Here is a 14170-nt window from a genome sequence, read left to right as displayed (position 1 = left end):
ATTATGAGTTCTATTTTAATAGTAGATGATAATGTAAGTTACAGCGAAAGGCTAAAGAAAATTTTGGAGGCCGCCGGGTATCATATTGATATTTCAAACGATCCTGTGGACGGAATCGTTATGGTTGGTCAAAAGAAATATGATTTAATTATTAGTGATTTAATGATGGATACGATTGATGGTATCAAATTCTTACAAACAATTAAGAAGTTTCATCCTAAGATGAAAACAATTATTTTAACCGGTATGCCAACGGTTGAGACAGAGCTACAGGCATTGGATATTTATGTCGATCAATATTTACAAAAAGATGTTCATGTTGACTTATTGTTGAAATACATCGAAACGATTCTCGAACGGGAGAATCAGCTGAAAGATGTTAAGTTTTATTCTAAGGTTGAACATATTGAGTGCCATGTTGAATCAAGAAAAGTGATTCAGAATGGTCAAGAAGTAGCTTTGAGCCGCAAAGAGTTTGACTTGCTGGCTTATTTGCTCGAGCATAAAAACAAGGTTATTACTCGCGAAGAGTTTATAAATGCTTTTTGGGATGTTAAATATGAGTTCATTGATGAACGGGTTATTGATGTCCATATTAAAGATATCCGCCGTAAACTAGGGATTCAGTCAATAGTTTCAATTCGCGGATACGGATATAAATGGGTTGAATAATTATGCAGAAAATTAAACAAATGCGGGGGACTTTTGTTTTTACATACTTAGTTATATTTGTTGTCTTTATTTTTTTTATAATATTGATGCCAAATCAGTATGTTTATTCAGAGCAGAGCTATATACAAGATGCTGAAAAAAGTCTAAATACTGCAATGCAACAGCCAACAATTGAGCAGACACAAACCGCAATAGCCCAAACTATTGCGGATTTTCCTATGGAGATAGTTGTCTATAATAATAACGAAGTTATTTATAATACAACCAATATTGCCAATCCGACTGCGACGCTTCTGCAGGGAAGCGTCAACCAGTCAGCGGTGTTGATGGAGAAGCAAGGCAATGTTGAAACTAACAATGGTAAAACCAGCTTCTGGTATAGTCTTTATCAGATGCCGACCGCAAAGTCGCTTTTAAATAACTATTTTGTCGGGATGATTATTTTTACCACTATTTTATTCGTGGTTATCCTGGCATTCGTCGCTTATATTCAGTGGGTATTCTTTAAACCATTAAATAATCTAAAGGATTCTTTGGCGAAAGCTGAGATGAACAACTTCGATACTATCGAGGTTGTTCATGATGATGTTATCAATAAGAAATTTAAACAATTTACTAATAAGGTAAGTCGATTTTCCAGCAATGTATTGAAGGACTATACTGAGCTTGAACGTGATTTAGAGAATGCTCGTGATAACTTAGAGGCGAATATTTTGTATTCGCGTGCCTTGGTGCATGATTTGAAGACGCCGGTGCATGAGATTATGATGGAAAATGAATATAAACTTTTATATGGTGATGCTCATGTTGATAAGGAATCACTGGCATTTAATGTGGCACAGAGTGATGCGATTTTAAATCAACTGAATGGTATTTTGAACGTTTTAGAGACTGGGTTATCAAATGAGCAGAGTGTGATGGAACGTTTAGATGTAGTTGCGATTATTTCGGAAGAGAAGCAGAAGTTTTTTAGTAGTGTGCGTCAGAAGCAATTGCTGCTTTCGGTTGAGCAACCGGAAAAACTAGAGGTTATTTCGAACCGGGTAAGTTTGAAGTTACTGATTCATAATGTGCTTTCCAATGCGATTGCATATGCGCAGCCGGGCAGCGAGATTGAAATTGAGCTGTTTGGTGATGCCAGCGAGTATACCCTTGTTTGCCGTAACCTTACTGATCCGATCAATGTTGAGCGGATTGAGAATAATGCTCAGTTTTTCCAGGCTTTCAGCGAGCAACGCAGTGAGCGCGAGCATCAGTACAGCAGCGGGAATGGTTTGTATTTGATTGAGGAGCTTTCGCGGATGCTTGATGGTAAGTATTCATTGGCGATAGATAATGACTTGGTGACAATTACCATTGTTTTTAAGGAGTTGGTGGATGATGAAACGCCTGCTTCTTAGTAGTGTAGTTTTTTTGGCTTGGATTGGCATGCTTGCAATGCCGGTGCAAGCCTCACAGCCTTTAACCAAGGAGCCTATCAGTCAGGAAGAATTGCAGTATGTTGAAGAGGCCGGGACTTATGCAGTGCGGTTGCAAATTCGTGATGGTAATGTTACTGAAGAGCGTATTATTTATGTGACGGTTACTTTTCCGAGAACCATTGTTTCTGAGGTGTATCAAGAGGCTATTGATGCTTATGATTTTGAATTGACTAATGCTGACATCGGCGAGTTAAGTGAGGTACAGCTAATTGCTTTGGCGCGTGCTCATGCATGGAGTACCTATGATGGTCATGAGATTGCCATTGCTAGTGTACGGACGAGTAATTCTGCAAGCGGTTATTTGGTAAGTTTTGCTACTGAGCTTGGTACTTCAATTACAGTGAATGCCCGGGTAGTTCCTGAGGTTATTTTTGATGATGCTAAGTCTTATTATTCTTCAGGGTTCGGGGTGTTGCAGGAATATACTTTTGTGGTAGTGACGGTTCTAATTATTTTATTTTTGGTAGTACCGCTGGTGTTAATTACAATATTGTATTTTCGTTCGCAACGGCTTTATAAGGAAACTGAAAAGTTGCTATATGAAGAATAATTTGAAGAGACAAAGATGTTTATGTGAAAAAATCATAAACTTCTTTTATTATATATAGTAACGGTTTTTAGTGCATGTTACTATTTTATTGATACGGGAGGGATATCAATGAAGAACTTTTATAAAAAGTCGCTCAAAGTTTGTTTGAGTGCCGGAATTGCTTTGACTAGTTTTATTAGTCAAGGCGCAATAGTAAGTGCTCATCCCAGCGATGACATTGTTTTACCGGGCGGAAGCGGTTATAGCGACTATACGGTAAAGAAGGATTCGCCGGTGAGTGGTGACTATGCGCAAAGCGCGAGTCAGACCAGACGGATTTTTAATCCGATTGGCGAATATATTTCAAGTGCAGATTTGACTTGGCCAGGTGGTTCGGCAGATGGATCGATAGTGCAAGATCAAATTACTAAAATTCAAAAAGTGTCTGATGGGTATTTGTTTATCAACAACACGAAATCAACAACAGGAACAACATCACAGGCAAAAATTGTTAAGACCGATCTTAATTTCAATATTATTAATACTGTGATGCCTTTGGGTGCACGTCAGTATATTGGACTTAGTTTTTTTGCCAATCAAGACCCCAATGCCGGCACTTATTATTTAATTACTGATAGCAACTTAAAGATTGCTGTAGATAAAGATGGTAACTTGGTAACACCGGAAACTTCATTGGGCTTACCAACGACTTCACCGGTACCGGGAAGCGCGCAATCAGGCTCGTTGATTCCCAACAGCAGCGGCTGGGCATCTTTTGCGGTTGGTTCGCCTAATCATGGTCCGGTTACTGCATATAAATTAAACCCAGACGGAAGTTATAGCGGAACCTATAAAGAGTTGGATATTCCATGGGACAGCGGAACCACTTGGTTTGGTGCAACATTCACTCCGTTAGATAATGGTAACATTTTAGCAACATTGGGAACTAACGGGCCAATGAATCAGGCACTTGTCCTTTATGATGGTAATTTAAATGTCATTAATGTAATAGCGACCGGAACGAATGGTTATCAAAATTATAAAGCCTTGTCGGAGACTAGCAGTGGAAACTACATTGTTAGGGATTATGGACAATCTGTTGATACCTTAACACTGATGGAAGTTGATAAAACAACCGGCAATATTGTTAAAAGTGTTGATTACAGCGGTTCGGGAACAACTATGGATGTTGCCATGTCATTAACGAATCCGGCACAAGATGAAAAGTATTTTATTTCCGGAAAGACAAATCCAAGCGGAAAATTCGCTGGGTTTGCTACGACTGCCGGAGCATATATTGCATCATTTGATGAAGATTTGAGCCTTATTAATGCTAATATGATTGATTCGAATGTTGATCATGTTTTTGCCGGGGTTCAGGATTTAGGTAATGGCAATATCTTAGCTTTTGGATATACACGCAGTGGTGGTGACATTTTTGATACACCGACACCATTGTATGGTAGTTATGAAGGTTTCATTGGAACCTTTGAACAAACTATTGATTTTGCTCCAAAATTACCAACTTTTGATTATTTGAACGTAAGAATCAACTCCGGCGCCACAGCCGCCGAAGTTGATAGTGCTTTGCTCGCAGCGGTTGAGAAGAAAATGAAGAATGGCACTAACGATATTGAAAACAACAAACTGGATGATTTTACTACCAATGCAGAACTATTAGGCCGAATCAATAAGAATGTTTTGAATACGGATTATGCAAACACAACAATTGATTGGTCAAAATTTGGCTTAACCCCGATTAGTGGTAAAAATACCTATGAGGTTGGTCCAAGTGCCAATGTAACATACAGTGTTACTGATACTTCAATGTTACAAACGACAACCAGTACTTTAGTGAATGTTATGGATGAAAATACCCTGACTGACACTGAGCCAAACCCAGAAGATGCTAACTACGCATTACGAGCTCAAGATATTCGGGTACATGTTAACGATGTGGCAGCTCTGAATTACTTGACTGCTGCCAATGTAAAAGCATGGAATTTGGAAACCGGAGTTGTTGAAACTAATAGCGTCGTTGTTGGTAATAGCTCAGTACAAGCAAAAGTTGGTGTTTATAATGCCACTTATAGCTATCAAGGAATTGTAAAAACCAATAAAGTTATTGTTTATGATGATAATACTAAATTTGGACCAACGGTTGATGATCCGAATGATGAATCCAATACAGAGATGCTCTATGCAATCGGTGGTAATTACTTGCCAAGTGCAGTAAGCGGTAAAACTTTAGATCAAGTAACCGGCTTTGCGGCTTGGGATTTAACAACCGGTGCAGCAATTACTACTAAAACAACAGTGGTTAAAGATGAAAACAATGCAACTGTGATATACGACGGTAGCCAAGCAGGTGACTATTATGTTACTTATACTTTGGCTGGCGGAACAACTAAGACAGTATTAGTAAAAATCACTACCGGGAATATTCCGGTGATGACGATTAACCCGCAAAATGTGAACTTAGCATTAAATGCAGCGGCGCCAAATGTAATGACTGGTGTCAGCGCAACTGATGTTGAAGATCTTGATTTAACCGCAGCCATTACTAATACAGGTTCTGTTAATACGGCTGCTAAAGGCGTTTACACCATCAATTATTCGGTAACTGACAATGACAATAATACTGTAACCGGCTTCCGGAAGTATTTAGTTGACTATGTCAATCCGCCAATCAGTGCAAATAATGAAGCGATAGTTGCCGATAGTTTCGAATTAAGTGTTGCTGAGGCGAATGCTTTAACCGAAAATGATGCAATAACCCGTGCCGGAGCGAAAGCATGGAGCTTGACTGATGGTGCTGATGTAGCAATTACACAAACGGATATCAGTCAGGTTCAAGGGGCGAAAGGCGTATACGATGTGACCTTCGCTACGGCGAATGGCACATCAATTACCATTAAGGCGATTGTTGATTATGTCAACCCGCCAATAGCTGGTCAGGATGAAACAATTATTGCTGACGATTTCAAATTGAGCCTTGCAGAGGCAGCGGCATTGACTGAAGGCGACGCAATTATTCGTGCCGGAGCAAAAGCTTGGGAACATGGAACGGGTAGCGATGTAGTGATTACCACTACAGATATTAGCGCAGTACAAACTGCTAAAGGTGTATACGATGTCACTTTTGCAACTGCGAAAGGAACAACTATTACCGTGAAGGCAATTGTAGATTATAGCAATCCGCCAATTGCCGGGCAAGAAGAAACAATTATTGCTGATGATTTCCGATTGACTGTTGCCGAAGCAGCAGCGTTAACTGAGGCTGATGCCGCGGTTCGCGCCGGAGTAAAAGCTTGGGTGCAAGGAACAGGTAGCGATGTTGCAATAGCAACGACTGATATCAGTGCAGTGCAGGCTGTTAAAGGCGTATATGATGTCACTTTTGCAACTGCAAAAGGAACAACTATTACTGTAAAAGCAGTCGTTGATTATACTAACCCGCCAATTGCCGGTAATGAGGAAACAATTGTAGCTGATGATTTCCAATTGACAGTTGCAGAAGCTGGAGCATTAACCGAGGCGCAAGCAGTGACCTTGGCGAAAGCGAAAGCATGGGTACAAGGAACCGGTAGCGATGTAGCGATCACCGCTACGGATATTAGCGCGGTCCAAGCTGCTAAAGGTGTGTATGATGTCACGTTTTCAACTGCAAAGGGAACGACGATTACTGTAAAAGCAATTGTTGATTATAATAATCCACCAATTGCCGGAGATAAAGAAACAATTATTGCTGATGACTTTACATTAAGTCTTGCTGAGGCAGCAGCATTAACTGAAGCTGAGGCAGTCACTCGTGCCGGAGCGAAAGCTTGGGAGCAAGGAACTGGCACTGATGTAACTATTACAACTATTGATATCAGTGCGGTGCAGGCTGCAAAAGGTATCTATGATGTCACTTTTGCAACCACTAAAGGAACGACTATTACTATCAAAGCAATTGTCGACTATACTAACCCGCCAATTGCCGGAGATAAAGAAACAATTATTGCTGATGATTTCAATATAACAACCGATGAAGCAGCGGCACTTACCCAAACGCAGGCCATTCAATTAGCTGGAGCAAAAGCTTGGGAACATGGTACTGGTCTTGATGTAGCTATTACATCAGTAGATATTAGCGCCGTACAAGCAAGCGTTGGTGTATATGATGTAAGCTTTGCAACTATAAAAGGAACGACAACGACAGTTAAGGCGGTTGTAGGTTATACACGACCACCAGTAATAAACGATGATGAAAGTATTGTTGCTAACGATTTTAGCTTAACTCCTGATCAAGCGAGCAATTTAACGCAAGCAGAAGCGATTACTTTTGCTCAGGCAAAAGCTTGGCTGCTTGGCAGTGGTGCTGATGTGGCAATAACAACTGTTGATATTTCGCAAGTACAGTCTGCTAAAGGTGTGTATGACGTCACCTTTGCAACCGCCAAAGGAACAAACATTACTGTAAAAGCAATCGTCGACTACGTTAATCCGCCGGTATTCGGTGATGACGAAGCAATTATAGCTGACAACTTTAGCCTTACATTAGATGAAGCAGCGAATTTAACTGATGCTGATGCAGTCACTCGTGCCGGCGCAATTGCTTGGAAATTAAGTGATGGCAGCAATGTTGTCGTAAGCAGCGTTGATATTTCGCAAGTAAAAGCAGTACAAGGTTACTATGATGTTACCTTTGCAACTACTAAAGGAACAACAATTACTGTAAAAGCAGTTGTTGGTGAAAATCTAGTGTACTACAATGTTCAAGGAAACAACATGACAATGACTTTAAGTGAATTACAAAATCAAGTTGTTAATGGTAACCTTGAGCAACATGTTTTAGCGCATACCAATGCGACTGGAACCAAAACCGACATCACTGGCTCATACAGCATGCCGGTTACCGCAGATGTCAGCAACCTGCAACTTGTTGATACTGCAAGCAGCGTTGCGGTAGTACTTAACATTGACCACCAAAGCGGCGGATCAACAATGAGTGCATTTGCAAATGACACTGAAGTTATTGAAGAAAATGCAACAGTTATTGTAGATGTTATCGACGACCGCGATAAAAATGATCTACCGTCAACCGGAACCAGCGAATTTGAAATGCTGATTCTAGGCGGCTTACTATTAGCGGCAGCATCAAGTGTGATTGCTATTATCGCTAAGCGTAAAAAAGCATAAGCTAAGAACAGGCGCCTGCTCTTAGCCAAAAACCCCCGCCGGCTGAAACGAGGAGAGACCCCCATTTAACTTTCCTCGTTTCAGCCGGCGGGGGTTTTATTTTACCCAAATATGAAAAAATTATTCATTTATGAACGACCAACACATTCTCCACTGAATCCTCATTGAATTAAATCTGCGTAAAACATAATATTTAAGTGATATGAAATATTATTATGATAGGGGAAATAAATATGAAAAATATCACAAAGAAACTGTACTTACTAGCCTTAGGGGTTATTTTGAGTGCCCAAATTTTTGGCGCTCCGCTTACAGTAATGGCGGTGACACCTCAAGATAGTGTAAATACAACATCAAATGAAAATGCGACTCAGTCAGATGAAGTGACGAGTGCTGAAAATACTGCAGAAACAGTTGATAATGTTGAACCTGCAGAAACAAAAACTAATGAAGGGGCAAAAAAGCTTGTTAGCCCAGTCATCACACCGATGAGCACTAACTTAACCCAAGCAATTTCACTAGATATGTCATTTGTATTTATTAATAAGAATGACGAAAATGATAAAATTGCAGTGCAATCAAATGCTGCGCCAATTGTTATTGATAGCAGCAAATACAGTGCTTATTCAGAATTCCTTTTCAACGTTAATAACGCGGTAAGTGCTGGTGAAAAGCATACAATAGCTTTTCCTAGTGAATTGAATATAAAAGAAGATGTTACTGAGACAACAACTGATGGCAATGTAAAATTCAAATTATATAAGGGCACCGATGGTAAAACTTATTTAGATATCGAGTTTCTAAAAGCTGTTTCTAAAGGCGAATATAAGTTCTTCTACACTTCAGCTGAATATATCTTGCAAGAGCGATTGACTAACTTTATTTTTACTGACGTAAATAGCAATACTGAGGTTGGAAAGTATGCTGTGAATTTCGATCCGACTGTAATGAAAAATAGTACGCTTAGAACAGAATTTGGTGGATATAGTTATGGCAATACTGCTTCAAAAGATAAGCCAATTAAATGGATTGCTACAACCTCAACTAAACGTAATGGTGCCGGTCAGATTAGTATCGAGGCACTTTCAGGCTATCCGGATTATGATTATGTAAAGAGCGCCGAGAATATTGTCATTAAAAGATATAATGTTGATTTGAACGGGAATCCTATCGGAGCTGCAACAACGCTGGCTCAGGGAACTGATTATACATTAGCGTTTGATAATAATACTAAAACGGAGACTATTCAGTTCACAGATGTTTCTGCTGCATATTACTACGAAATCACTTATGACTATGCATATGAAGTAAATTCAGCATTTGATTACAAAACATACTATAACAGACAAGCATATAAAAAAATCACCAATCCTGATTATACGGTAGACAAACAATCAGTTACAAGTTATGTTACAGTAGGTTTCACTAACAATATATTTAAATATAGTCCGTCATATAAAATCATTAATGGAACTACAACTGAAATCACATGGGAAATACAATATAATATAAATCAATTCACTATTCCAACCAACCAAGTTTTAAATGATACCATGAGTTTTATTCCCAAAGGTACATTAAGCGCGATAACAGTTGATTCGGTAAGTAAAAATGTAGTCACTTTTTCTAACGGTAACCAAAGAACGGTGACTAACATCGGTGATGGTTCAAGCGATTGGAAACTGAATGCCAATAATGGACTTGAATATATCGGACCGGCTAATAATACTAATTATTATATTTTCCGAATAACAACTAAAGTGGATAATGTTGCCACTAAAGAATTTACGAATTATACTAATAAGGTTGCTGAGACAGTAAAATCAGTAGACGATTGGGATCAACGATTAACATTTTTTACATCATCAACACGGATTAATAATGTTATTATTGAAAAAACTGGAAATGTAGCATCCCTAGACGATCTTTATAATGGTATTTATACTTGGAATATTGATATTAATAAGCAACAAGCATTAGCTGATGGCATTCCGGCGGGAACTAAGATTTCTGACCAATTATCAGCGAATGGCGGAAGTATTTTGAAAGCAACATTTGCGGTTAGCTACAAACCATTTGCCGGAACCGGCGGGACTGATAGGACGCTAATAGAAGGTACTGATTACACAATTACTTACAAAAATAACGACCATGGTTTTGATCTTGTCTTTTTAGATGAAATTAAAGATGGTAGTATTAATATTGTCTATAAATCACAACAAAGTGATGCTGAAAGAACTACAGGAATGCTTGTTGAAAATACTGTTTCCATTGAGTTCCCCGGTGATGGCGGCGAGGATTCAGTAACAGCAACGGTGAATAAAAATACCCGTTTAGTAGCGAATGCTGCACTTATTGCTCAAACTAGAGACAGCAGCGGGGCATTTATTCCCGGTGAAGTAAAAACATATATGCAAATTAATATTTCACGTTCTGATGATATTACAAAATACGAATTAAATTATTCATTTCCAAACAACGGATTCCAAAGTTCAAGCTATAAATATGACTTTTCCAATATGAAAATCTATGAAGCAAGCAAAGTCATGACTGCAAGCGATATTAATAGTGATGGTTCTTTAAATATAAGTAATGGTCAAATAACAGAAATTGCTTATCGGCCATCGTCAGTGATAAACTCTACAAGTCCACAAATGATTACTTGGACGGCCTATCCAAATGTACTTACTTTTGAAAACTTTAATACTGAATTTGGTGGTAAATCTATCATTGTTGAATTACCGGCTAAAGTTAATTATGTTGTATTGGGTAATTATTCGGCAGACTATGTTACTTATGCAGCCCTTCCTAGAATAAATTATATTGATGATGAAGGTAAAGAAGTTGTAAACTACAGAAATGGAAACTTTACACATGGAGCATCAACTGTAACAAACAATAATCCTGGATTCACTAAACCATTGACTGTGGACAAGGTAATAACTCCAGCGAGTCCGCAAAATGTTCGCAATTTTTTATATACTATTAATAGTTTGAACAACTATCCTTTACAAGATGCTAAAGTTAAAATGGATTTAAGCGATACTGCTAACAATACCAAAATTAGCAAAGTTACTCTAAATGAGCTTGATTACAGAGGCAGACCAGCTCGTGTTCTTATTGAAGGCGTTGACTATACAGTAACTTTCACAAATAAAGAAGCCGAAATAAAATTAATTGGTGATTATGCGACGCTCACTAATCAGCGGATTAATGTACAGGTTGATACTACTGTTACTTCTAAAGAAAAAACTCAGATTACCTTATCTTCAAGCTTGCAAACAATAAATGGGGTACCATTAAATAGCACAAGCACCTATACTGGAGATTTGCAAGATGGATTCCAAGCAGATGCAGTAATAGACATTGAACAAACTGCAACATTTGATCCTGATAGCGGTGGTAGTGAAGGTGAAGGTTACAATACGGTCATGAAAGTATCAAAAGTTGATCAGTATGGTAATCCGGTTTCGGGAGCTGAATTTAGTCTGTTTAATAGCGATGGAACTCCGGCGCTGGATGCCAACACTAACCAAGCGTTAGTTGGTACGACCGACACAAATGGAGCGATTGTTTGGAATGACGTTTTAACCGGACAATATATTATTAAAGAAACATCGGTACCAAATGGTTATGAGGCGCCAGATAGCTTAACGAATGCCGGCGAATCAATTTCAGTTATGGAAATTGAAACGGCACCGACAAAAAATGTTTATGTCTATGTAAATAAAATGCAGACTTCACCGATTGTTCTTAATAAAACGTCTTCAGTTGATAATGCTATCAAATTAGCAGGAGCAACCTTTGAAATCTACTTATTAGATGCAGCTGGTAATATTACTGGTTCTGCACTTACCGTTGACGGCAAAACTGTATTTACGACTGATGCAAATGGTCAAATTCGTTTAGAAGATTTGGCACCAGGTAAATACGGACTTAAAGAAAAAACCGCACCCGCAGGATATGAAGTATCTAATGATGTTTATAAAGTAGAAGTTGTTGGTAAGACGACTGAGGAAAAAGTGGTTGCTGTAGTGAATACAGCAACACCATACGCAATTGAAATTACTAAAACCGATCTTAGTAACAATCCATTAGCGGGAGCGGAATTTAAAATCTTAGCTAATGATGGCACAGAATTAGAAACTGGTTTAGTTACTAAGGCTAATGGCAAAGTAACTTCAACAAAAACATATGCACCAGGTAACTACAAAGTTGTTGAAACAAAAGCACCGGCAGGCTATGACTTAAATACTGCTGAACATGCAGTAAATATAACTGTCAATGGTGGTACGGCAAGTGTAACTGTCACCAATACCCCAACGCCATATGCAATTGAAATCACTAAAACGGATTTAAGCGGCAGTCCATTAGCGGGAGCGGAATTTAAAATCTTAGCTAGTGATGGTACTGAACTGGAAACCGGATTAGTTACCGCGGCGAACGGAAAAGTGACTTCAGCTAACACATATGCACCGGGTAGCTACAAAGTTATTGAAACTGTAGCACCGGCAGGCTACGACTTAAATACTGCTGAACATGCAGTAAGCGTAACCGTAAATGGTGGCACGGCAAGTGTAACGGTAACTAATACACCGACGCCATATGCAATTGAAATTGTTAAAGTAGATGAAAGCGGCAGTCCATTAGCGGGGGCAGAATTCAAAATCCTAGCCAATGACGGGACAGAATTGGAAAGCGGACTTATCAGTGGAGCAGATGGAAAAGTGACTTCTGCCAATAAATATGCACCAGGCAGCTATAAAGTTGTTGAAACAAAAGCGCCAGCTGGGTATGTCCTAAATACTGCTGAACATGCAGTAAATGTAGCTGTAAACGGTGGCACCGCAAGTGTAAGCATCACTAATACGCCAACACCATACACGATTGAAATTGTTAAAACAGACGAAAGCGGCAAACCACTTGCAGGGGCAGAATTCAAAATCTTAGCTAACGATGGTACTGAATTAGAAACTGGATTAGTGACTAAAGCAGATGGTAAAGTATCATCAACAAAAACATATGTGCCGGGTGACTATAAAGTTGTCGAAACCAAGGCGCCGGCTGGTTATGATTTAAATACAGCAGAACATGCAATTTCAGTTGTTGTTAATGGCGGCAAAGCAAGTGTAAATGTTACTAACACAGCGACACCATATGCAATTGAGATTACTAAAGTAGATGAGAGCGGTAATCCGCTTGCAGATGCCGAATTCAAAATCTTGGCTAATGATGGGACAGAACTGGAAAGCAGCCTTATTAGCGGAGCAGATGGAAAAGTGACTTCTGCCAATACCTATGCACCAGGCAGCTACAAAGTTGTTGAAACAGCAGCACCGGCAGGATATGAGTTAAATACTACTGAACATACTGTAACCGTTACTGTAAATGGTGGTACAGTAGTAGTGCGTGTAACCAATACGGCAACACCATATCCAATTGAAATTTTAAAAGTAGATGAAGATGATAATCCATTGGCAGATGCCGAATTTAAAATTACTGACTTAGATGGTAACACATTAGAAGATGGACTTATTACTGATGCAAATGGATTAGTAACATCAACAAATAATTATGCACCAGGCAGCTATAAAGTTGTTGAAACTAAAGCACCGGAAGGATATGAACTTAATGAAGCAGAATATCCGGTATTAATCACTGTTAATGGTGGTAAAGTAACTGTTAAAGTAACTAATAGCCTGATTTTAGGTGATGTACGCTTACTCTTAACTGATGACAACACTGCAGCGCCATCATTGCTTGAAGGCGGAACATTCAGACTTGAACAAGTATTAGACAATCAAACTGGATTAATTCAACCTTTAGCAACTCCGGGTAATGCCCAAATTGTAACGGTTAAAGACGGAATCATCACTGATGTCAACGGCGAACACCTTGCAACAGCATTATTGCCAGGAAAATATCAATTTGTTCAATTAAGTGCTCCGGCGGACTATCAATATGAAAATGATACACACGTATTTGAAGTTCCATTCAACTGCCAAGAAGAAATTCTTGTTCACGTAGTTAATACTAAAACCCCAACACCAGAATTGCCGGTAACCGGACAATCAAACGATCTCTATTTCGTAATTGGTGCAGGACTTTTAGTAGTATCAGTTGGTATTCTTGCTAAGCGTAAAAGAGCATAAGCGAACAACCGGCGCATAAAGCGCCGATTGTTCACCAAAACCCCGGCCGCGAAAGCAGGATCAGACCCCCATTTAACTGGTCTTGCTTTCGCGGCCGGGGTTTGCTTTTCAGCCAAGTTTTGCATTTTTATTTAGAAAGTAGTATAATAGCT

The 14170-nt window shown here is 39.1% G+C and carries 5 protein-coding genes; all 5 read left to right on the top strand.

Features of this window, described 5'->3' with window-relative positions:
* Positions 1 to 3: 3 nt before the first annotated feature.
* Positions 4 to 672, top strand: a complete 669-nt coding sequence (locus FEZ08_RS07930; RefSeq protein WP_138191190.1) for a response regulator transcription factor — start codon at positions 4 to 6, stop codon at positions 670 to 672.
* Between the two features lie 2 nt (positions 673 to 674).
* On the top strand, positions 675 to 2072 hold the full coding sequence (locus FEZ08_RS07925) for a sensor histidine kinase (RefSeq protein ID WP_138191189.1): 1398 nt from the start codon (positions 675 to 677) through the stop codon (positions 2070 to 2072).
* The gene (locus FEZ08_RS07920) at positions 2050 to 2703 is read left to right on the top strand and encodes a hypothetical protein (protein WP_138191188.1); all 654 of its coding nucleotides are present in this window, start codon (positions 2050 to 2052) and stop codon (positions 2701 to 2703) included. Before FEZ08_RS07925 ends, FEZ08_RS07920 begins: the two co-directional genes overlap by 23 nt.
* Positions 2704 to 2811: 108 nt before the next feature.
* Positions 2812 to 7866: an immunoglobulin-like domain-containing protein gene (locus FEZ08_RS07915; RefSeq protein WP_138191245.1), complete on the top strand. Its 5055-nt coding sequence runs from the start codon at positions 2812 to 2814 to the stop codon at positions 7864 to 7866.
* Between the two features lie 233 nt (positions 7867 to 8099).
* On the top strand, positions 8100 to 14018 hold the full coding sequence (locus FEZ08_RS07910) for a SpaA isopeptide-forming pilin-related protein (RefSeq protein ID WP_171014995.1): 5919 nt from the start codon (positions 8100 to 8102) through the stop codon (positions 14016 to 14018).
* Positions 14019 to 14170 lie beyond the last annotated feature (152 nt).

This window comes from Culicoidibacter larvae, assembly GCF_005771635.1.
GTDB classification, from domain to species: Bacteria; Bacillota_I; Bacilli_A; order Culicoidibacterales; family Culicoidibacteraceae; genus Culicoidibacter; species Culicoidibacter larvae.
The sequence above is the reverse complement of the archived record's forward strand: the minus strand, read 5'-3'. Positions and strand labels throughout refer to the sequence as shown.